This is a genomic window from Rhizobium sp. CB3060 (assembly GCF_025200735.1).
Taxonomy (GTDB): Bacteria; Pseudomonadota; Alphaproteobacteria; order Rhizobiales; family Rhizobiaceae; genus Rhizobium.
Genome location: NZ_CP104159.1, coordinates 1793476 through 1815699 on the forward strand (window position 1 = coordinate 1793476; position 22224 = coordinate 1815699).

The following is a 22224-nucleotide window of genomic DNA, read 5'->3' on the forward strand; positions in this document are numbered from 1 at the left end:
TCGTTCCTCCTTCAACGGGCATTGGCGCGCACGTCGCGACGTGCTGCACGGAGACGGGTCTGAAGCCGTTCGCTGGAACAGCTATCCATTCCACCGCTTCCAGGGCCAAAGGTGACAGCCGTCTCCTCCCATTCCGAGTCGAGCGCGGCGAGATCACCAACCAATGCTTCGCCGGCATCGGCGTTGGAGATTTCGGCAGATGCACCCGCCATCACACGGATCGCGGTCAGAACGGCAGCATATGGAGAATTCCGGGACAAAAGGCGTTCTTCGAGCGCTCCCAGAATGTTGGCGGTCTCGGCAAGAAGATTCAGCGCCTCTTTGCGTGGTCTCGTCGACAGATATTCCAAGAACAGCGGGAGATAGTCCGGCAGTTCGTTGGCAGCGAGTTCCAGCCCGCCTTTCTCATAAAGCGAGGCGAGATCGACCATAGCCTGACCCCGATCCCTGCTCTCGCCATGCACATGCTCGAAAAGATGCAGCGAGAGGCGGCGTGTTCTGTCGAAGAGTTCGACGTAGCGCTCCTGCAACTCAAAAAGATCGAGCGAGGCAAGATCGTCGAGAAGCGGCCGAAGCGACTTTGCGGCGGGAGCCGGCAGGAGCCCTTCGGAGACGATCGCTCCTTCGATTTCTGACACCGCGGCGCAAAGCTCCTCCGTCGGATAGGTTAGAAGAGCGGAAAGCGCCCGAAAAGTGAGAATCCCCTGTTCTACGGCCATCATGCGATCTCCATCGGGTTCGATGCCTTCTTCGTCTGCTTGGTGCCAAAGAGATTGGTTTCGCTCGTGCCGCCGGAGCAGCCATTGCCGAAGGAGAAGCCGCAGGAACCGCGCAGGTCATAGGCGTCTTCGCTCCATTCACGGCGCGCGGTCGGAATGACAAAGCGATCCTCATAGTTGGCAATCGCCATGATCCGGTACATGTCCTCAATGTCGGCCCCTGTAAGCCCGACCTTCTCGGCAACGCGCTCATCGATGCGGCCGTCGATGGACTTGGCTCGCATATAGGCCCTCATGGCAAGCATGCGCTCGAGAGCCAGCGCCACGGGTTCCTCGTTGCCTGCGGTCAAGAGGTTGGCGAGATATTGCAGCGGGATGCGGAGGCTCCGCACATCCGGCATGTCACCGTCGAGGCCCATCTTGCCGGAAGCAGCGGCCGACTGGATCGGAGAAAGCGGCGGCACGTACCATACCATTGGCAGCGTGCGGTATTCCGGGTGCAGCGGGAACGCGACTTTCCAGTCCATCGCCATCTTCCAGATCGGCGACGTGCGGGCCGCCTCGATCCAGGTCTCCGGCACGCCGTCGGCGCGCGCTTGCGCGATCACCTTCGGGTCCTTCGGATCCAGGAAGAGATCGAGTTGTGCCTGATAGAGGTCCTTTTCGTCGGGAACGCTGGCCGCCTGCTCAATGCGGTCGGCATCATAAAGAAGGACGCCGAGATAGCGGATGCGGCCCACGCAAGTCTCCGAACAAACGGTCGGCTGGCCTGCCTCGATGCGTGGATAGCAAAAGATGCACTTCTCCGATTTTCCGGACGACCAGTTGTAATAGATCTTCTTGTAAGGGCAGCCGGAAACGCACATGCGCCAGCCGCGGCACTTATCCTGATCGATCAGAACGATGCCATCCTCTTCACGCTTGTAGATGGCACCCGACGGACAAACGGCCGCGCAAGCCGGGTTGAGGCAGTGCTCGCAAAGCCGCGGCAGATACATCATGAAGGTATTTTCGAACTCCCCGTAGATATCCTTCTGGACCCCTTCGAAGTTCACGTCCCTAGAACGTTTTTCGAACTCGCCACCAAGAATTTCTTCCCAGTTCGGACCCCATTCGATCTTCTCGATGCGCTCTCCGGACACGAGCGACCGTGGCCGGGCTGTAGGAAAGGCCTTCGATTCCTTCGCCGTGTGCAGATGTTCGTAGTCGAAGGTGAAGGGTTCGTAGTAGTCGTCGATTTCGGGCAGATCCGGATTGGCGAATATATTGGCCAAGATGCGCCATTTCGCGCCAATCTTCGGCTCGATCTTGCCGTTCCGCTTGCGCCGCCAGCCGCCGTTCCACTTCTCCTGGTTTTCCCATTCGCGGGGATAGCCGACGCCGGGCTTGGTCTCGACATTGTTGAACCAGGCGTATTCGACGCCTTCACGGCTGGTCCAGACGTTCTTGCAGGTGACGGAACAGGTGTGGCAACCAATGCATTTGTCGAGGTTCAGCACCATCGCGATTTGTGCACGGATCTTCATTCTGCGGCCTCCTTCGGCGCCTTGGTTGAATGCAGCGGCCCCTCAAGCCAGTCGATATTGGACATTTTGCGCACAACGATGAATTCGTCGCGGTTGGCGCCTACGGTTCCATAATAGTTGAAGCCGTAGGCGAGTTGGGCATAGCCGCCGATCATGTGGGTGGGCTTCAGCACCGCGCGTGTCACCGAATTATGGATGCCGCCGCGATTGCCGGTCATCTGCGAGCCAGGCGTGTTTATGATCTTTTCCTGCGCATGATACATCAGCATCATGCCCTGCTTGATGCGCTGGGAGACAACGGCGCGCGCAGTCAGCGCCCCGTTTGTGTTGAACACTTCCACCCAGTCGTTGTCGATGATACCCGCAGACTTCGCGTCCAGTTCGGAAATCCACACGACCGGCCCGCCGCGATTGAGGGTCAGCATCAGCAGGTTGTCGGTATAGGTGGAGTGAATGCCCCATTTCTGATGCGGCGTCAGGAAATTGAGGACAATTTCCTTGTTTCCGTTCGGTCGGCGGTCCTTGACGGCCGCGATCGTCTTCAGGTCGATCGGCGGCTTCCAGGTGACGAAACCTTCGCCGAAGGCCCGCATCCAGAGGTGATCCTGATAGAGCTGCTGACGGCCGGTAAGCGTGCGCCAGGGGATCAGCTCATGAACATTGGTGTAGCCGGCATTGTAGCAGACCTTCTCGCTCTCGATGCCCGACCATGTGGGCGATGAAATGATCTTGCGCGGCTGCGCCTGGATATCGCGGAAGCGGATCTTTTCGTCTTCCTTGGGAACGGCGAGATGGGCATGGTCGCGGCCGGTTGCCGCAGACAGGGCATCCCAGGCCTTCACCGCCACCTCCCCGTTGGTCTCCGGTGCGAGCATCAGGATGACCTCAGCCGCATCAATGTCGCTCTCGATTTTCGGCAGGCCCTTTGCCGCACCCTCCGAATGCACGCCGTTGAGTGCCCCAAGCGCTTCGACCTCGTGTTGCGTCTGCCAGTTGATGCCCTTGCCGCCATTGCCGACGGATGTCATCAGCGGCCCGAGCGCCGTGTATCGTGCATAGATATTGGGATAGTCGCGCTCGACGACGGCGACGGACGGCATCGTGCGGCCTGGAATGGCTTCGATCTCGCCATGCTTCCAGTCCTTCACATCGAAAGCCTGGGCCATCTCGCCGGCACTGTCATGCTGGATCGGTGTGAGGACGACGTCCTGTTCGATGCCGAGCACCTCCGATGCAACCCGTGAGAAGGTTTTGGCGAGGCCCCTGTAAATTTCCCAGTCGGAACGAGCTTCCCACGCCGGGTCGACCGCCGCCGACAGCGGATGGATAAAGGGATGCATGTCGGATGTATTGAGATCGTTCTTTTCGTACCATGTGGCGGTCGGCAAGACGATATCCGAATAGACGCAGGTGGTGGACATGCGGAAATCGAGCGTCACCAACAGGTCGAGCTTGCCGCGCGGCGCCTCGTCGTGCCAAACGACCTCCTTGTTGCGCACCGCGCCTTCCGTCCCGAGGTCCTTGCCCATGACGCCGTTTTCGGTTCCAAGCAGGTGCTTCAGGAAATATTCGTGCCCCTTACCGGAGGAGCCAAGCAGGTTCGAGCGCCAGACGAACATGTTGCGCGGCCAGTTCGCGGGGTCGTCGGGGTCGTGGCAGGACAGTTCCAGCTCGCCGGACTTGAGTGCGCCGGCGACATAATCCTTTGGCGCCAGCCCCGCGGCTTTCGCCTTTGCGGCGATGTCGAGCGGATTTTGCTTGAGCTGAGGCGCCGACGGCAGCCAGCCCATACGCTCAGCCTTGACGTTATAGTCGATGAAGCTTCTGCTCCAGTCGCCTTCCGGTGCCGTCGGCGACAGGATCTCCTCCGCCGTCAGTGTCTCGTAACGCCATTGATCCGTGTGCGCGTAGAAGAAGGAGGTAGAGTTCATATGGCGGGGCGGCCGGTTCCAGTCGAGCGCGAAGGCCAGTGGCGTCCAGCCGGTCTGTGGGCGCAGCTTCTCCTGCCCCACATAATGCGACCAACCGCCGCCCGACTGGCCTATGGCGCCGCAGAACACCAGGAGATTGATGATCCCCCGGTAGGTCATGTCCATATGGTACCAATGATTGACGCCAGCGCCGAGGATCACCATCGAGCGACCGTTGGTCTTTTCGGCATTGGTGGCAAACTCGCGCGCAACGGTAATGATCGCATCACGCTTCACCCCGGTGACACGTTCCGCCCAGGCCGGCGTAAACGGCATGTCCTCGTCATAGCTGCGAGCAACGTTGGCGCCGCCGAAGCCGCGGTCGAGACCGTAATTCGCCATCATGAGGTCATACGCGGTCGCGACCGTCACCGGCTCGCCATCCACACCGGCGATGGTACGGACCGGAACGTTGCGGGTCAGGATTTCGTCATGTGCAGTCGCAACGAAATGTTCGGTGGCACGTCCGCCGAAATAGGGAAAATCGACCGCCCTGATTTCCGCCCCGTCCCCTGCAAGCGTGAGCTTGAGGCGGATATCACGACCGTGGCCATCCTTCTCCTCAAGGTTCCATTTCGCCTGTTCGCCCCAGCGGTAGCCGACCGAACCGAGCGGGGCGACCAGATCACCGGTATTCTCGTCGATGGCAACCGTCTTCCATTCCGGATTGTTGGTCTCTCCGAGCGCGCCTTTGAGCTCCGAGGCGCGAAGCAGGCGCTCAGGCACCAGCTTGCCGTTCCGCTCGGCAAGACGCACCAGGAACGGCATGTCGGTGTAGCGCCGCGTATAATCGTCGAAATAGGGAACCGAACGATCGAGATGGTATTCGCGCAGAATGACATGGCCCATGGCAAGCGCCAGCGCGGCATCCGTTCCCTGCTTTGGATTGAGCCAAATATCGCCAAACTTGGTCGCCTCGGCATAGTCCGGGCTTACGACAGCGCTCTTGGTACCCTTGTAACGGACCTCGGTGTAGAAATGGGCGTCCGGGGTACGGGTCTGTGGTACGTTCGAGCCCCAGACGATGATGAAGCCGGCATTGTACCAGTCGGCCGATTCCGGCACATCCGTTTGCTCGCCCCAGGTCTGCGGGCTTGCTGGCGGCAGATCGCAATACCAATCATAGAAGGACATGCAGACGCCGCCGAGCAGCGACAGATAACGTGACCCGGCTGCATAGGAAACCATCGACATGGCGGGAATCGGCGAGAAACCGATGATGCGGTCGGGGCCGTGCGCCTTGATCGTGTAGGCATTGGCGGCGGCGATGATCTCGTTGACTTCATCCCAGGTGGCTCGCACAAAGCCGCCATGGCCGCGGATCGAGATGTAGGACTTTCGCTTTTCTGCGTCTTCCGCGATCGAAGCCCACGCAGCGACCGGCGACATGGTTTTCCGTGCCGTGCGCCAGAGCTTCAGCAGCCGGCCGCGGATCATCGGATATTTCACCCGCGCACCGGAGTAGAGATACCAGCTATAGGAGGCGCCGCGGGCACAGCCCCGCGGCTCGTGGTTCGGCAGGTCGGGTCGCGTGCGCGGATAGTCCGTCTGCTGGGTCTCCCAGGTGACGATCCCGCCCTTGACATAGATCTTCCATGAACAGGAACCCGTGCAATTCACCCCATGGGTAGAACGGACGATCTTGTCGTGCTGCCAACGCTTGCGGTAACCGTCCTCCCAGGAGCGGTCCTCGCTGGTGACGATCCCATGTCCGTTTGAGAACTGACCAACATTCTTGCGAAAGAAGGTCAGACGGTCGAGGAAGTGCGACATATATTTCTCCCTGTTATTCGGCCGCGGCGGCTTGGCCGGCGGTGCGGCGCTTGCGCCGCTCGATGTCATGAAGAAGGCCGCCCTTGCGGGTGTAGACGACCCAGGTGAGGACAAGGCAGCTCACGTAGAAGACGAGAAAGGCCCAGAGCGCTGTCTCGGCGCTGCCGGTCAACGCGATCGAGGTACCAAAGCTCTTCGGAATGAAGAAGGCTCCGAAAGCGGCAATCGCCGAGGTGAAGCCGGTGATGGCGGCCGCCTCCTTCTCCCCTTGACGACGACGCATTTCGGCGTCGGCACCCGGCATCAGCCGCTCCATCTCCCTGGCGCTGATCGCCGGTATCATCTGGAAGGTGGAGGCATTGCCGACGCCAGTGGCGAAGAAAAGGACGAGGAAGCTGGCAAAGAAGCCCCAGAAGGCACCGGGCTGCTCCCTCATGCCCGTGAACCACAGCACGCCCGCAACGCCGGCCATCATCAACGCGAAGACCCAGAAGGTGACGCGCGCGCCGCCATAGCGATCGGCAAGCCACCCGGTAGCTGAGCGCGAGAGCGCGCCGACCAGCGGTCCGAGAAAGGCGAACTGCAACGCATTGATCTCCGGAAACAACATCTTCGACAACAACGGGAAGCCCGCGGAATAGCCGATGAAGGAGCCGAACGTACCGGTGTAGAGCCAGCACATGATCCAGTTGTGTTTCCGCTGGAAGATGATTGCCTGCTCTGCGAACGAGGCCTTGGCCGAGGCAATGTCATTCATGCCGAACCAGGAGGCGCAAGCCGACAGCACGATGAAGGGCACAAAGAAGAAACCGGCATTCTGCAGCCAGAGCGGCGCAACTCCGGCTGTGCTGGCTGCCATTTGAGGTGTACCGCCGAGCGGCCCGAAGAGACCTACTGCAATGACAAGCGGCACGGCGAACTGCACGACGCTGACACCAAGATTGCCAAGTCCGGCATTGAGCGCAAGCGCGTTGCCCTTCTCCGATTTCGGGAAGAAGAAGGAGATATTGGCCATGGAAGAGGCGAAATTGCCGCCGCCGAAACCGCAAAGCAAGGCCAGGATCAGGAATACGACATAAGGCGTTTCGGGATGCTGCACGGCGTAACCGATGCCCACCGCCGGGATGATGAGTGACCAGGTGGTGAGCGTCGTCCAGAGCCGGCCGCCGAAGATCGGCACCATGAACGAGTAGAAGATCCGCAGCGTAGCACCCGACAGGCCCGGCAATGCGGCGAGCCAGAAGAGTTGGTCGGCGCTGAAGGTGAAACCCGCGAGCGGTAGCTTGGCGACCACGACCGACCAAACCTGCCAGACGGCAAAGGAGAGAAGCAGCGCCGGGATTGACAGCAAGAGATTTCGGCGAGCGACTGCCCGGCCGATCTTCTGCCAGAACACCGGATCTTCGGGGCGCCAGTCGGTCAGCACCGCCTTGCTCGGACGGGTCTGAACCACTGGTTCAGGCAATCCCTGCATTTCCGGGAAGGGCGGCAACCGAGAAAGGGGCACGCCGGCGGCCCCGCGTTCCATCTGGCGGATCGCAAGATGCATCCAGACGAGCGCACCGCCGACAAGCACGAAGAGCGCCATAAAGCAACTCGTCCACAGACCCGTTAAGTCGAGCAGCACGCCGAAGAGGATCGGCAGGACAAAGCCGCCGAGGCCCCCGATCATACCTACGAGGCCACCGACCGAGCCAACATGGTTCGGATAGTAGGCTGGAATGTGCTTGTAGACGGCTGCCTTGCCGAGCGCCATGAAGAAGCCGAGCACGAAGATCGTGACGACGAAGCCGCCAAGGCCCATTTCAAGGTGGAATGAGGTCGTACCGTTTGCGCCGTGGACCACGTAGTCGGTCGGCGGATAGGACAGTATGAAGGTCGCCGCTGTGCAGACAAGGAAAGTCCAATAGAGGACGCGGCGCGCGCCATAGGTGTCCGACAGATGACCGCCATAGGCGCGCAACAGGCTCGCCGGCACCGAGAAGAAAGCGGCGATCATGCCTGCAGTCTCGATATTAAGGCCATAGACCTTGATCAGGTATTGCGGCAGCCAGAGTGCCAGTGCGACGAACGCACCGAACACAAAGAAATAGTAAAGTCCGAAGCGCCAGATCTGCACATTCTTGAGCGGTTCGAGTTCGAGCCAGGCGCTCGTCGGCCGGATGCCGGAGCGACGTCGCTCGACGGTTACCGGATCATCCTTGGTGGTCAGCCAGAACAGAATAGCCATGACGGCAAGTCCGGCGGCCCAAATCTGCGCGACCGCCTGCCAACCGAAGGCGACGAGGACGAAGGGAGCAAGGAACTTGGTGACGGCCGCGCCGACATTGCCGGCGCCGAAAATGCCGAGTGCGGTTCCCTGTTTTTCGGGCGGATACCAGCGCGACACATAGGCAACACCGACGGCGAAGGAGCCGCCTGCGATGCCAATCCCAAGCGCTGCCACCAGCATCTGCGGGTAAGTGTGCGCGTAAGATAGCAGGAAAGTCGCGGCCGCACCGGCGAGCATGGTTGCGGTGAAGACGAGCCTCCCGCCGTAAAGATCGGTCCAAATGCCAAGCAGGACGCGGATCAGCGCGCCGGTGAGGATGGGTGTGCCGACCAGAAGCCCGAATTCAGTTTCGCTTAGTCCGAGTTCCTGTCGGATGCGGATGCCGATGATCGAGAAGATCGTCCACACCGCAAAGCAGGCCGTGAACGCCGCTGTGCTCATTCCCAAAATTTGACCGGCCTTGGGTCGTGCCGTTTCCTGTGTCATGGGCTGCCCTCGATGAAAGTTCGCGCCTGGCGCGGTTGGGAGCTATCGACAGCAGGATGGCAACACAGTCAGATGCACTCATTGATCCACATCAAGCATCGGCGTGATTTTTATCACATACTGTTTTGATGTGAGCCGCGTTGGGCGGCCGCCGAAGGTGAGCGCACGGGTCCCGTTCTGTTCTAAGAATCGCGGACCGTTGCCGGTGGGACGGAGATCGATGAGAAAAGGAGAGTATGGCGCATCAATCCGGGACATGCTGGAAGAACTGCCATTGTTTCAGTCGCTGCCCGACGCAACACGAAAGGAGCTGCTTGGCAATTCGGTACAGCATAGCGTGGCGCCAGGCACCGTGCTTTTTGAGCAGGGTGACATACCAAACTTCCAGATCGCACTTCTTTCGGGGTCGGTCCAGTTGTTTGGCCAGTCGCGGGAGGGACGCGAGGTATTGATCGAAGCGGTGCGCGAGCCGGGGCTCCTCATTCCCGCTGCCGTCGTGACAGGCGCGCCCTACCTCATGCAGGCGCGTGTGCCGGAACTCTCGCGTTTTCTGCTAATCCATGCAGGAACATTCCGCATAGCCGTGGCGCGTGAACCGTTGCTTGCGCATGCCGTGATCGGAAGCCTTGCTCATCAGTTCCGCCGAATGGTGCGGCAGATCAAGAATCTAAAGCTGAGGTCTTCCACCCAACGCATTGGCTGCTACCTACTCGCCTTATCGGCACGGCAGGGAACGCCCGACAAGGCCGTCCTTCCTTATGAGAAGACCCTGATCGCCTCCGAACTCGGCGTTACCCGCGAATCCTTTTCCCGTGCTCTGTCCGGTCTCGAAAAGGCGGGGATCAGGGTCGATGGTCAGACGATCGCTATCCTTGATTCTGCCAGGCTTGCCGCCGAATGCGGCTTTGATTCCTATATCGACGGCAGCGACGAATTTGACCTGACCCAACTTCCCTATCCACTTTAGCCGGTAGGAAACGCGACCGAGGCTTGACCCTTCTCGTCGCCCAAGACTTTCCCTCAAGCGCGCTAAAGGCTTCCAGCCAACAGCCGGAAGCCTTTGCATAGCGCTTGAGAGGAGATCAGAAGAAGCCAAGCGCCTTCGGGCTGTAGCTCACCAGCATGTTCTTGGTCTGCTGGTAGTGATCGAGCATCATCTTATGTGTCTCGCGACCGATGCCGGACTGCTTGTACCCGCCGAAGGCCGCATGGGCCGGATAGGCATGATAGCAATTCGTCCAGACGCGGCCGGCCCGGATCTCCCGCCCGAAGCGATAGGCGCGGTTGCCATCGCGGGTCCACACGCCGGCACCGAGGCCGTAGAGCGTGTCATTGGCGATTTCCAGCGCCTCCTTCTCGTCCTTGAAGGTGGTCACGGACACCACTGGGCCGAAGATCTCCTCCTGGAAGATGCGCATCTTGTTATGACCCTTGAAGATCGTCGGCTTGATGTAGTAGCCGCTTGAAAGCTCACCACCGAGATCATTGCGGCCGCCGCCCGTCAGCACTTCGGCTCCTTCCTGCCTCCCGATATCGAGATAGGAAAGGATCTTCTCCATCTGCTCGCTGGAAGCCTGGGCACCGATCATCGTAGCGGAATCGAGCGGGTTGCCCTGCTTGATCTGCTCGACCCGCTTCACGGCCTTTTCCATGAAACGATCGTAGATGGATTCCTGGACCAACGCCCTGCTGGGGCAAGTGCAAACTTCACCCTGGTTCAACGCGAACATGGCGAACCCTTCGAGCGCCTTGTCCAGGAAGTCGTCGTCTTCCGCCATCACATCCGCAAAGAAGATGTTCGGCGACTTGCCACCGAGCTCGAGCGTGACGGGTATCAGGTTCTGGCTGGCATATTGCATGATCAGCCGACCGGTCGACGTTTCGCCGGTGAAAGCAATCTTGGCGATACGCGGGCTGGTCGCGAGCGGCTTGCCGGCCTCGAGGCCAAAGCCGTTGACGATATTAAGCACGCCGGGCGGCAGCAAATCCCCGACGATTTCCGCCCAGACGAGCAGCGAAGCGGGCGTCTGTTCGGCGGGCTTGATAACGACGCAATTGCCGGCAGCAAGGGCAGGCGCCAGCTTCCATGCGGCCATGAGGATCGGGAAGTTCCACGGGATAATCTGGCCGACGACGCCGAGCGGCTCATGAAAATGATAGGCGACGGTATCTTGGTCGATCTCGCCGATCGAGCCTTCCTGAGCGCGAATGCAAGAGGCGAAATAGCGGAAATGGTCGATCGCGAGTGGAATATCGGCGGCCATTGTTTCGCGAATGGGCTTGCCGTTGTCCCACGTCTCCGCCTCGGCAAGCGTTTCGAGTTTGTCTTCCATCCGCTGGGCGATCTTCATCAGAATGTTCGAGCGCTCAGCGGCTGATGTCTTGGCCCAATTGTCCTTGGCCGTATGGGCGGCATCCAGCGCCGCGTTGATGTCGTTCTCGTCCGAGCGTGGAATCTCGCAGATCTTGCCGCCGGTCACCGGCGTGATGTTGTCGAAATATCTGCCGCCGATCGGCTCTCGCCATTCGCCGCCGATGTAATTCCCATATTTGAGCTTGAACGGAGATTCGACGATTTTCTGATGCAGCATGTCATCCTCCCTTGGTCGACAATTCCGGGCTGCAAACCCGATGGGAGAAATCTGCGCGTCTTTATCGCCGGACGACAGGGTGCGTGGTCCATACCGCAGTGCACAGTGTCGCAACTCTGCGACACTTTCGATCTGTCAATGCAGATCCAGCTTCCTCATCTTGCGATGAAGAGTGGCACGGTTCATGCCAAGGGAGAGTGCGGCTTGCGTCACATTGCCATTGGCGCGTGACAGTGCCCTGAGAAGAGCGGCACGTTCAGCCTCCTGAAGAGCTTTTCCATCGTCCAGATGCTTTTCCCGCAATGCATCGGTGGCTGGGACGCCAGCGGAAATGCGTTGGTCGTCGAGTTTCAACGCCACGCGTGCGGCTCTCGTCGCACCAAGCACCATATCGTTCCGATCGACGGCGAGAAGCGCCGAGGTCGAACCACTATCGGTCGGAACCAAAACAAAACGAGCTCCAGCAAAGGCGCTGCGGAAAAGACCGAGTTCGATACGCATGGCCGCCTCGCGAACCGTTTGGGAGATGATCGCCAGCGTCACCTCGTTGACATCCTCGCGGCATGTTGAAACGTCCAGCGCACCGGCCATCTGGCCGCGATGGTCGCGGATCGGCGCCGTGGTACAGCTCAGATTGATATTGGAGCAGAAAAAGTGCTGATCCCGAACGATCGCCACCGCCCGATCGTCAGCAAGCGCGGTGCCGATGCCGTTCGTGCCGATGCTCGCCTCGGTCCACACCGAGCCGGTCCAAAGGCCGAGATTCTGGAACTCCTTATCGTCGCCTGCCGTGCCGCGTCGCTCCAGCGCAATGCCGTCACGATCGGTCAGAAGCAGGCAGCAGCCAGCCTTTCCGACTGTCGAGAAGAGCCGACCGAGTTCATCAGCCGCTTCCACCAGCAGCCTTTCCGACTGTTGACATGCCGTTCGAAATTCCTGGTCGCTCAGACGAACAGGCAACCGCTTTTCCTCCGGTGCCAATCGATGCATGGTCATGCAGCGCCGCCAGGAGGCGACGATCGTAGAACTTGCAGCAACAGACTGCGCGGATGCATAAACCTGATCCGCATGCGCAGAATGCTCGTACATTGGGCTCCTCCCACCGAACGTCAGATCAATTCTTGCTAAAAAAGGGCGACGTGGCAATCCTGAGCATGCTGCCGCCAAGACCAGTTTCCGGCCCAATGGATCGCTGTGTCCCAGAGATCCGCCAAACATCTCGAGCGGCAGACAAGCACAGAGCACGTCATGTCAGCCGTATTCCTTGGCACGTCCGCTTATGCACAATTTTCCAAAATGTAGATCAGGCGATAGCGAATACCTTGATCCTCATCAATGTGCCCTTGATCAAATCTGATTTGGTAGAGAAGCCCCAGAGGCATAGTTCCAATGGGGCAGTCGAGCCGCCGCTTTCACCACGTTGGGGGCAAATGGGAAAGCGGCGGTTCGATTTGGGAATGACTGTCAGGAGCGGGAATCGATGCCGCGTCTCCGGATCCTACGCGGCCACGGCGACGGCAATCAGCTTCAAGCCGTTGAAATGGGGACGTCTCAGCGATGCTCCATCATCTCGTCCTACCATGGCCGCGATGACGAAATTTCGAAGCCGGCACTAAACAATAGCGCGCATGAAACGCGCCCTTCAGACCGAACGACGTCCATTTGGCATCAATCCCGATCAGACCTTCAAGAACTGCGGCAGCTTCACGAATTCGGCTTTTGGCACGGGCTTGCTGTACAAGAACCCTTGTGCCGCGTCGCATCCGTTAGCCCTTAGGAACGCCGCCTGTTCGACCGTCTCGACACCTTCCGCCACGACGTTTTGCCCAAGGCAACGGGCGATCGAGAGAATGGCCTTGACTAGCTCTGCGCTGCGCTTGTCGCCACTGCTGATGAATGATCGATCGATTTTCAGGGTGTCGATGGGAAAGCGAGCCAAGTAATTCAACGCCGAATAGCCGGTACCGAAATCATCGATGGCAATTGAGATTCCCATCGTCCGAAGGGCACAAAGAGTGGCCAGTGTCTCGTATTGTTGATCCAGCAGAAGGCTTTCCGTGATCTCAATCTCGATCCACTCAGGGCGGCAGGCGGTTTCATCGAGAATCTGGGTTACCATCTCCAGCAGATCAGATCGCTGGAACTGCCTGGATGAGACATTGATCGCCATTTTGTGAGACGCTGGGGTGTCGGCGTTCAATTCTGCCGCGGTTCGACAGGCTTCGCGAAATACCCATCGGCCCAAATCCGCGATTAATCCAGTGTCCTCGGCAATCGGAATGAACTCAGCCGGAGGAACCATGCCCATCTTTCCGTGATGCCATCGCAGGAGAGCCTCCGAGCCGACTATCCTGCCGTTTTCGACGAGTACCTTGGGTTGGTAGTACACTTCCAGTTCGCAGCGCTCGATGGCCCGGCGCAATTCCGATTCCAGCATCAGGCGGTGTTGCGCGTCTGCTGTCAGTTGCCTCGAATAAAATTGGAAGCCTCCCCGCCCAAGACGCTTTGCCAAATACATTGCGGAATCGGCATATTTGACGAGATCGTTTGCATCAGTGCTATGCTCTGGATGGAGCGCGATCCCGATGCTGCATGAGACGAAGACTTCCCTGCCGTCGAGCAGGAAGGGTTCGTCGAATGTTTTGAGCATCTTGGTGGCGATATCGCGCAAATCGTCCGCGTGCCGGATGTCTGGCAAGAGGATGGCGAATTCATCGCCGCTGAGACGGGCCACGGTGTCGGCGCTGCGCACGCTTGCCTGGAAGCGTCTGGCCGCCTGACAAAGCAGTTCGTCGCCGACGGGATGTCCCATCGTGTCGTTTACGGCTTTGAAATGGTCGATGTCCATCATCATGACGCCTACAACTTGGCGATGGGACTCAGCATCTGCCATCGCTTGCCGCAACCGCCCAAAGAACAGTTCCCGGTTGGGCAAGTCCGTAAGCGAATCGTAGAAGGCCATCCGATGAATTTTTTCGCGGGAGGCGTTCAACTCGGTAATGTCGCGGGCCACGCCGAGAACACCCGTTGTCTTTCCCTCGGCGCCAACGATTGGGACCTTTCGTGTTTCCAGAAGTATGCGTTGTCCACTGTCGTGGTGTGTGACCCATTTCTCATTGATCACGACGCCTCCGGCACGGATCGCTTCCAGCTCCCTTTCGCGGAAAAGGCGTGCGACGTCGGCGTCAAACAGGTCTAGATCCGTTTTGCCAACAATTTCGGACTCCGACTTGCCGATCAGACGCTCATAGGCGTGATTGCAAAGGAGATAGGCGCCCTCGATATCCTTCAACCATACCATGTCGGGTATAGTCTGAAGTACCGTGAGGAGGCGTGTTCGCGCTTCATCTAGAATATGCTCTCCCAGCTTCCGTTCGGTAACATCCCGTGACAGAACAAGAAACGTTTGGGAGGATGTTTCACTGCCCGCTTTCTTTGCAACATGATGCTCGAACCATCGGGACTCGCCGTTCTGTTGGACGATGCGAATGACGTGACAATCGCTGGCGCCTTTCTCGTCGGCCTCGCGGATGGCGCGCAACGCAGCCGCCGCGTCTTCAGGCGGGAGGACGTCGTTTACCGTTTTGCCCAGCAGTTGTTGTTTGGTCGCAGCCAGAAGTTCCGGATGCTTTGTCCATATCTGGAGATACCGTCCGTTTCGGTCCATCTCAAACAGAATATCAGGGATGGCGGCGATGATCGTTTCCGCGAATTCAAGCGCATCTTCAAGCCTCTGCTTCTCGTGCCGGCTAGACTCGTCCACGCGGGCAATCGCGCCGGGCTGAGCAACTGAAGCGCTATCCGCAAACGAACCATCCGCCTGCCAGTTATGGGAGAGAGATAGCAGCATCACATGGATCCTCCTGCCGGCAAAGGGACAGGAGGTGTCATACATCCGGTCGAACTTTCATCGGGAAGAACCGCACAATTCATTCGAGCGGAGTTGAAGGCTCAGCGAATTCATCGATCAAGAAAGAAGATGAATAGGCGCAATGCAGTTTGAGTACAGAGTCCTTAACAAAGTACATCGCCGATTGCGGCAAACACAACTTGTTGCGCAATTTGGACTGCAGATCGTAAAATGGACAGCCTTGCGCAGGCAACCGCAACCATGCACAAGTGCGCGCTTGGCGGAAATTCCTTCTTCTATTGCTCCCTGAAGAAACGTCGTCTGTGCGCTCGCTGCTACAGCCGACAGCGCTGCAAGGTAGCCTAAGCCCCAACGGCGTGCTATTCTGTCAGAAACTTTAGGGTGAAAGCTATGCGCCGGTTTCTTACATCGGTAGCGTTGTTTTTTGCAGCGACAATGGGGGCCGCGGGCGATCCCTTGTTCGATGCCGTTTCAGCGGGAAACACCGTTGCCGTGGAACAGTTTCTGGCTTCGGGCGCCGATGTCAACAGCCGCACTCACGACCAGGCGACACCACTCATCAACGCCGCGCTCGAAAATCAGCTTGCCGTAGCCGAGCTGTTGATAGGCAGAAATGCCGATGTCATGGCAAGGAATGCAGGCGGCTTTACACCCCTTCATGCCGCGGCATTTTCGGGTAACGTACCCATCAGCAAGCTGCTCCTGGAGCACGGAGCAATTCTCGACGATGCGTCCAACAAAGCGGGTGTTACGCCGCTCATGGTTGCGGGCGAAGAGAACCACGTCCTCCTCGCGGAGTTTTTGCTTGCGAAGGGGGCTGACGTCACCCACGCCGAGGTTCACGGCTACGCGCCGATCACGAGGGCCATGTGGAAAGGCAATGTCGATATCGTCCGTCTGTTCAAGCGGCATGGCGTGGCATGTCCTCCGGCCAGCGTTCTCGGCGAGGAGAATTACGCTAAGTGCATGGAAATCCATGAATAAACAGGAGGCGCAGATGCACTTTGGAAACGGGGCACAATGCATTGGTCGCTCTTTGGCAATGATCGGTCTGGCTGTCGCAGACATTGTCGGTGGATCGCCAGCCATGGCCGACGACTCGGTAAACACGGGGTACTTCGGCGGTGTCGCCATCATGGGATACGACACGGTCGCCTACTTTACCGAAGGCAAAGCGACGAAAGGCTCGGAAAAAATCTCCTACGAATGGATGGGGACGCCGTGGCATTTCGCCAGTGCCAAACATCGCGAGATGTTTATGAGCGAACCGCTTAAATACGCGCCTCAATACGGCGGCTATTGCGCGGGCGAGGTAAGCAGCGGGTCCGTCACGGTCAACATCGATCCAGAAGCCTTCAAGATTGTCGAAGGCAAGCTTTACCTGATGTATGACCAGGCGTATGCGGAGGAGTTTGCCGCGCATCCGGCGGACACTGTGACCAAGGCCGATGCCAAATGGCCGAAGGTCGCGGCCGATCTCGAACTGGATCAGTATCACTGACCACTAAAAAGGCTCTATTGGGCAGGCGAAAAATAGAAGACCTTGGTCGAATTCACGTAAGCATAGCTGGTTTCGTCGGCCGGGTTTGCGTGTCTATAGACCGGGCCACAATCGGGTCGGCCAAACGCGTTTTCACTTTGCTCGCAAAGCAGGTCCCCTTTGACAGAAACCTTCTCGGTCATCATCTGGGATGCGGAGCGGAATGCGGCCTTGCCGTCCAGTTGGACTTGCATGAGCGCAGGGCTTTCGGACGGCTCGGTCTTTCCCCGCAGAAGTTTGCCCATGACGGCGGCCGCGATCTCGGGACCCTTCAACCGGTATTGCTCGTCGCCCTGGAAGCCGAACGGCCATTCCGGCAGCCCGGCCTCGCGCAGCGCGTCTAGGATAAATGCCAAATCCTCTTCCCTGAAATGGGCATTGCCGAGCCGCCAGGCCGCGATGCTGTCGCGCCCCCCGAGAAGACGTTCGGCTTCGGCGACAGTCGCTCGAGCCTCATCAATGCGACCGACACGGACATAGGCCATGGCGAGTGGGGTAACGAACTCGCCGTTGCCTTGAGAGCCGTAGCCCGCGCGTTTGAAATTGTCTATCGCCCTCTCGTAATCGCGCTGCAGATAAAAAATCATGCCAGCCGTGTATCGATCGATGGCGGAGAGGTTCGGATCGAACCTGAGCGCCTTCTCGACGGCCGCAGCGGCGTCGGCGTGATTGCCCGAGATCATTTGAACATATGCGACCGCCATATGGGCTTCGGCATCGGCGGGGCCGAGCGACACGGCCTTCTGCGCCGACGCGATAGCCTGCTCGTAACGTCGGTCCACGACCTGCATGATGGCGAGGACCGCATAAGGCGACGGTAGTTCAGGATCGAGGGCAAGAGCGCGACTTGCCTTGTCATAGGCCCTTTTTCGCGCCAGGGCGCTCTGGAGGACGTCATCATACGCGCTTCGCCAGACATAGGCCGTCGCGTGCGCATCGGACGCGAAGGCTTCGGCAAAGCCGCTGTCCAGTGCCTCAGCCTTGTCAAACAGCGCCAATGCCTCCAGCATCAGGGAACGACGTCCGGTACGGGCCGCCTGCTCGGCACGCAGATAATAATCATATGCCTCGAGATTGGCGGTCGGCGGACGCGCAATTCGCTCTGCCTCGGACGACGTCAGCTTCAGACCGAGTGCATTGGCGATCTGGCGGCTCATCGAGTCCTGCACGGCAAACACGTCCGCCCCGCTGCGGTCAAACCGATTGGCCCACAGATGGTCGCCGCTGTTAGTATCGATCAGTTGTGCGTTGACGCGCATCAGGTCGCCAATTCGCTGCACGCTGCCCTCCACGACAAAGCGCACGCCGAGATCACGGCGTATGTCTGCCAGAACGTGGGGCTTACCCTTGTAGGCAAAGACGGAATTCTGGGAGATGACGTCAAGTTTCGACAGCCTGGTTAGATCGGTAATCAGGTTGTCGGTAATACCATCGGCGAAATAATCCTGGGTTTGGTCACTCAAGTTGGCAAAAGGTAGCACTGCGATCGATGGGCGTTGCTTGTAAAGCCATTGCCATGCGACGACAGCCGCAGTGGTTGCGATCAATAGCGCTGCGAGCGCCAACAGCGCCATACCCCGCGACTTTGCCCGAGGGGCAAAGACGACCTTGCCAGTGTGGACTGGGTCAAGCAGAACGCGGTAGACGCGAACCCGATCCGCTATGTTCTTCAGCCGATGCTCGCCGAGCGCCGAAAAGCCGACATCGACCTTGTGTGCGACTTGGTCGAATGCGGCGCCGGATATGAAAATTCCGCCAGGTTCGGCAATGCCTTGCAGGCGGGCGGCTATGTTGACGCCGTCGCCATAGATGTCATCGCCTTCAACAATGATGTCGCCGAGATTGACCCCGATGCGAAACCGAATGCGCTGTTCCTCGGAAACTCCCTGGTCTCTGCTGGACATACTCCGCTGGATTACGGCCGCGCATTGAACCGCGTCCACAACACTAGCAAATTCGACCAGCGCGCCGTCGCCCATCAGCTTGATGATCCGGCCATGGTGCTCTTTGATGGCGGAATCGATGAGGTCCCGACGGCATGCCTTCAACCGCTCAAGCGTACCGCCCTCATCCACTCCCATGAGGCGACTATAGCCAACGACGTCAGCGGAAAGTATCGCGGCGAGACGCCTCTCCATTTCTCTGCCCACCCCTTCGATACAGAGAGCTAAGCATCTTACCACGGTCTTAGGCGCGCTGGCACCGGAGCACGGTCGTTTACGGCATAACTTGGCCCCCCGCTTCTTCTATTCCGAGACGACACGATGCTTCGCGATGAAGATGACCCAGGCTCCAATTTCCCGCCGATGAATCGGCGACCTGGCGACCGCAGAGCTGAAAGCGCTCGCAGAAAAGTTTTGGCGCTACAAAGGAGTGGCGGCCGACAGGAGATTAAGAAATGACTTTCACCCCTGCCAGAGCCGAACTCGGACATCCATGGGCGCTGTTGCAGTCATGGCGATCAGGATGAAAACCGGCAGCGATGAGAGCAGTCGCGCCGCTTAGCGAAAGTTGTAGCAACTAACAAACCATTCAACACGAATGCAACTATTTCTGGCATATTCTTCTGATCTTTAGTAGAGGTGCCATGCGGCTGCCACGGTCGAAGTGGTCGGAAAATCGGCGGCCCGAAACCACGCCTTCCTTGAAATGAACCACACATGATCTACGGTATTGATCTCGGCACGACCAACTCCCTTATCGCAGCCTTCGACAGCGATGAACCGAAACTAGCTCCAAATATCCATGGGGAAATGCTGACACCTTCGGTCGTTGGTTTGGGCGAAGATGGCGCTGTGTTGGTCGGAAAGGCCGCGAAAGATCGCCTGATCACCCACCCAGAACGGACAATATCCTCCTTCAAGCGATTCATGGGCACAAACCACGCCATCATGCTCGGCGATCTGTCCTTGCGGCCAGAGGAAGTGTCCGCCTTCGTGCTCAGGTCATTGAAGGCGGATGCGGAAGCCTTCTTCAAAGAAGAAGTTTCCGAGGTGGTCATTTCCGTTCCAGCTTATTTCAACGAACATCAGCGCAAAGCGACGATCGCTGCCGGCAGATTGGCCGGTCTTAAGGTGCGCCGGATCATCAACGAACCGACGGCTGCAGCCCTTGCCTATGGTTTCTCAGAGGTTTCGGAAGGGAAGTTTCTAGTCTTCGATCTCGGTGGCGGAACCTTCGACGTCTCCGTCCTCGACAAATATGATGGGGTGATGGAGGTTCGGGCGACAACCGGCGATACCGCACTTGGCGGTGACGACTTTACGGAAGTCCTCCAAAGAGAAATTCTTCGTATTCATTCCTTGGACATGGATCGGCTAAGCGCCATTGAAAGAAGCTCGTTGAAACGAAGCTGCGAGCAGCTAAAAATCGACCTCGGATCCGCTCTTGCCGGCACTTATTCTCTCAAGATCCACGGCGAACTAGTCGAAGGCAGCATAGGCCGCGATGAATTCGAGCTGTCGGCCGCCCCACTTTTGCGGCGATTGCGCACTCCATTGGAGCGTGCAATCGCGGACGCACGTGTTTCGGTTTCAGAGCTCGATGCCGTCATTCTCGTTGGTGGGGCGACACGCATGCCGATGGTGCGTTCGCTTGTGGCTCGCCTGTTTGGGCGGCTTCCCCTCGTCAATATCGATCCAGACAAGACAGTCGCGCTGGGAAGCGCGATTCAGGCAGGCTTGGTAAGCCGGGCGACTGCGCTCGAAGACGTCGTTATGACCGATGTGTCGCCTCACACTCTGGGCGTTGCGGTTGTCGACCTGTCCGACAGATCCCGTGGGATGATGCAGCCCTTGATTCAGCGAAACTCGGTCGTTCCGGTGTCGCGCGCTGGCTTCTTTTCGACCGTCAACGATAACCAGACCCAAGTCAGTCTGAAAGTTTATCAGGGCGAAAACCTCCGGCCAAACGAAAACGTCTACTTGGGCGAGGTCGAGGTCACCGTGCCCCCAAACAAGGCCGGCGCAGAGGGAATTGAAACTCGTTTCACCTACGACGTTAACGGTGCTTTGGAGGTAGAGGCAAAGGTTATCAGCACCGGCGCGACCGCCAGAGCGGTCTTCCACAATGATGTGGGCCTTTCGGAAGCAGAGCTCGATCGGCGTTTTGCCGCTCTTGCCGAGATCAAGCTTCACCCGCGCGACCAACTTCCAAATCAAGCACTGATTTCACGAGCGGAGCGCTTGTATGCCGAGCATCTCGGAGAGACGCGTGAACTCATCCGTCAGCTTCTTCTGCAGTTCGTACACGACCTCGACCAGAGCCGGACGCGAGGCGACGCGGAGCGCAAAAGCTTTTCCCAACGCTTGGACGCTTTTGAAGGGCGCGGATTCCAATGACCATGACAGGCTATCCCTGGTCAGTTCTTGAGCTCGAACCGGGGGCGGACATGTCCGCTATCCGTCGAGCCTACGCCAAGAAGCTGAAGACAATCAGACCAGATGAGGATCCCACCGGGTTCCAGACTCTCGTCGAAGCCCGAGACCGTGCGCTTGTCCTTGCCGAAACAGCTCAGCATCGAACGAAGCATGACGAGTTCGCACCTGTCGAACCGCTCCCATATCCGACAGCAATACTTGCGGCTTCGACGCCTGACAGACCGCCGGTTACTGCCAAAATTTTGCCGCCCCCGCTCGACGAGCGTACGGATGACATCGAGGCGGAACAAGCCCTCCCCGGCGGGCCGTCATCTACGGTCGATCTTGCGGCGCTCAAGACCCAATTGGGAAAACTGCACAATATGTCCAGCGTCTATGTCGATCTCGATGGCTGGAACAATTTCCTTTTGCGGATCGGCGAGCTTCCGACGCAGATGCGCGAGCTATTGGAGCCAGCGATCATCGAGAGCTTTTGCAACATTACACAGTATTGCGAACGCACCTTATGGTTCCCCCATGTACCCGTCCATCGGCGGGATCGAGAATTGATCCTCGCATATGATGAAGAATTCGGTTGGAGTGCCAACGATCGCAAGGTCTATGCGGTTATTGGGCGCGAGCGGGCGGATGGGTTCAAATGGCGTCTTTCGCAAATATGGGCGGAACAGCGTCCTCAGCATGAACTCGGTAAACGAGGTCTGGCACGACGGGCTGAACAACTGGCACGGCGCGCTGAACAGGCGGCGGCGATCAGGAAAGCCGCACCGCCAAAGGGAGAATTTAACTTCAGGCCCTTTATGCCGTTCATCGCCCTCCTTGCGATGTACCTAATCCAAAAGCTTGGATGAATGGAGACCGGAAGCCTTTGCGCCCCTCGCTTTCTCAGTAACTCCGGAGATGCCAGGGGGACCGGAAACCGGTCAGGGGCCAAGAGGTTGAATTGATCAACTTTGGCCATGAATGCCGGTCCGCAGCGCGCACGGATCCACTTGCATTATCCGCCTTCGGGGCAGCCGGAAAGGGTATCGCAGTCCCGCCATCAAACATTTAGTTCGTTGGCGGTTCTCAGCTTGATGCATCCGCTATGGCGCTCTTGT

The 22224-nt window shown here is 58.6% G+C and carries 13 protein-coding genes; 5 read left to right on the forward strand and 8 right to left on the reverse strand.

Annotation, left to right across the window (positions count from 1 at the left end; genetic code table 11):
• Positions 1-11: 11 nt before the first annotated feature.
• From narJ to N2601_RS27570, 4 genes are read right to left on the reverse strand one after another with little or no spacing between them, the layout of a single operon-like run.
• Positions 12-722, reverse strand: a complete 711-nt coding sequence (narJ, locus tag N2601_RS27555; RefSeq protein WP_245464123.1) for a nitrate reductase molybdenum cofactor assembly chaperone — start codon at positions 720-722, stop codon at positions 12-14.
• Positions 719-2245, reverse strand: a complete 1527-nt coding sequence (gene narH / locus N2601_RS27560; protein WP_104827555.1) for a nitrate reductase subunit beta — start codon at positions 2243-2245, stop codon at positions 719-721. The genes narJ and narH overlap by 4 nt, the downstream gene beginning before the upstream one ends.
• Positions 2242-5988, reverse strand: coding sequence for a nitrate reductase subunit alpha (locus N2601_RS27565; protein WP_260304404.1), 3747 nt, complete (start codon positions 5986-5988; stop codon positions 2242-2244). Before N2601_RS27565 ends, narH begins: the two co-directional genes overlap by 4 nt.
• Before the next feature lie 13 nt (positions 5989-6001).
• The gene (locus N2601_RS27570) at positions 6002-8746 is read right to left on the reverse strand and encodes a nitrate/nitrite transporter (RefSeq protein WP_158704610.1); all 2745 of its coding nucleotides are present in this window, start codon (positions 8744-8746) and stop codon (positions 6002-6004) included.
• Between the two features lie 220 nt (positions 8747-8966).
• Between N2601_RS27570 and N2601_RS27580 the strand changes: the two genes are divergently transcribed.
• Positions 8967-9713, forward strand: coding sequence for a helix-turn-helix domain-containing protein (locus N2601_RS27580; RefSeq protein ID WP_245464124.1), 747 nt, complete (start codon positions 8967-8969; stop codon positions 9711-9713).
• A 115-nt stretch (positions 9714-9828) separates the two neighbouring features.
• Here N2601_RS27580 and adh read toward each other — a convergent pair whose 3' ends face one another.
• The 3 genes from adh to N2601_RS27595 form a co-directional block, all read right to left on the reverse strand.
• Positions 9829-11337, reverse strand: a complete 1509-nt coding sequence (gene adh, locus N2601_RS27585; RefSeq protein ID WP_104827558.1) for an aldehyde dehydrogenase — start codon at positions 11335-11337, stop codon at positions 9829-9831.
• A 135-nt stretch (positions 11338-11472) separates the two neighbouring features.
• Positions 11473-12426 (reverse strand): GAF domain-containing protein, encoded by a 954-nt coding sequence (locus N2601_RS27590; RefSeq protein WP_104827559.1) that lies wholly within the window; start codon positions 12424-12426, stop codon positions 11473-11475.
• Between the two features lie 589 nt (positions 12427-13015).
• A complete protein-coding gene (locus N2601_RS27595) occupies positions 13016-15187 on the reverse strand; it encodes a putative bifunctional diguanylate cyclase/phosphodiesterase (RefSeq protein ID WP_245464125.1) in 2172 nt (723 codons plus the stop codon).
• 411 nt (positions 15188-15598) lie between these two features.
• On the opposite strand from N2601_RS27595, the gene N2601_RS27600 reads away from it, so the two are divergent.
• Together N2601_RS27600 and N2601_RS27605 are read left to right on the forward strand one after the other, a co-directional pair.
• The gene (locus tag N2601_RS27600) at positions 15599-16192 is read left to right on the forward strand and encodes an ankyrin repeat domain-containing protein (protein WP_104827561.1); all 594 of its coding nucleotides are present in this window, start codon (positions 15599-15601) and stop codon (positions 16190-16192) included.
• A complete protein-coding gene (locus N2601_RS27605) occupies positions 16185-16709 on the forward strand; it encodes a YHS domain-containing (seleno)protein (protein WP_445945019.1) in 525 nt (174 codons plus the stop codon). The genes N2601_RS27600 and N2601_RS27605 overlap by 8 nt, the downstream gene beginning before the upstream one ends.
• Positions 16710-16723: 14 nt before the next feature.
• Here the strand turns inward: N2601_RS27605 and N2601_RS27610 are convergent, their stop codons facing one another.
• Entirely contained in the window at positions 16724-18886 is a 2163-nt protein-coding gene (locus N2601_RS27610) for an adenylate/guanylate cyclase domain-containing protein (protein ID WP_104827562.1), read from the reverse strand.
• A gap of 522 nt (positions 18887-19408) precedes the next feature.
• Here N2601_RS27610 and N2601_RS27615 point away from each other — a divergent pair.
• Both N2601_RS27615 and N2601_RS27620 read left to right on the forward strand, forming a co-directional pair.
• Positions 19409-21088, forward strand: a complete 1680-nt coding sequence (locus tag N2601_RS27615; protein ID WP_104827563.1) for an Hsp70 family protein — start codon at positions 19409-19411, stop codon at positions 21086-21088.
• On the forward strand, positions 21085-21975 hold the full coding sequence (locus N2601_RS27620) for a hypothetical protein (RefSeq protein WP_158704611.1): 891 nt from the start codon (positions 21085-21087) through the stop codon (positions 21973-21975). The genes N2601_RS27615 and N2601_RS27620 overlap by 4 nt, the downstream gene beginning before the upstream one ends.
• Positions 21976-22224 lie beyond the last annotated feature (249 nt).

Excerpts from the sequence above, each read along its gene's own strand:
- narJ (WP_245464123.1), bottom strand. The coding sequence starts at position 722 with ATGATGGCCGTAGAACAGGGGATTCTCACTTTTCGGGCGCTTTCCGCT.
- narH (WP_104827555.1), bottom strand. The coding sequence starts at position 2,245 with ATGAAGATCCGTGCACAAATCGCGATGGTGCTGAACCTCGACAAATGC.
- N2601_RS27565 (WP_260304404.1), bottom strand. The coding sequence starts at position 5,988 with ATGTCGCACTTCCTCGACCGTCTGACCTTCTTTCGCAAGAATGTTGGT.
- N2601_RS27570 (WP_158704610.1), bottom strand. The coding sequence starts at position 8,746 with ATGACACAGGAAACGGCACGACCCAAGGCCGGTCAAATTTTGGGAATG.
- N2601_RS27580 (WP_245464124.1), top strand. The coding sequence starts at position 8,967 with ATGAGAAAAGGAGAGTATGGCGCATCAATCCGGGACATGCTGGAAGAA.
- adh (WP_104827558.1), bottom strand. The coding sequence starts at position 11,337 with ATGCTGCATCAGAAAATCGTCGAATCTCCGTTCAAGCTCAAATATGGG.
- N2601_RS27590 (WP_104827559.1), bottom strand. The coding sequence starts at position 12,426 with ATGTACGAGCATTCTGCGCATGCGGATCAGGTTTATGCATCCGCGCAG.
- N2601_RS27595 (WP_245464125.1), bottom strand. The coding sequence starts at position 15,187 with ATGCTGCTATCTCTCTCCCATAACTGGCAGGCGGATGGTTCGTTTGCG.
- N2601_RS27600 (WP_104827561.1), top strand. The coding sequence starts at position 15,599 with ATGCGCCGGTTTCTTACATCGGTAGCGTTGTTTTTTGCAGCGACAATG.
- N2601_RS27605 (WP_445945019.1), top strand. The coding sequence starts at position 16,185 with ATGAATAAACAGGAGGCGCAGATGCACTTTGGAAACGGGGCACAATGC.
- N2601_RS27610 (WP_104827562.1), bottom strand. The coding sequence starts at position 18,886 with ATGGAGAGGCGTCTCGCCGCGATACTTTCCGCTGACGTCGTTGGCTAT.
- N2601_RS27615 (WP_104827563.1), top strand. The coding sequence starts at position 19,409 with ATGATCTACGGTATTGATCTCGGCACGACCAACTCCCTTATCGCAGCC.
- N2601_RS27620 (WP_158704611.1), top strand. The coding sequence starts at position 21,085 with ATGACCATGACAGGCTATCCCTGGTCAGTTCTTGAGCTCGAACCGGGG.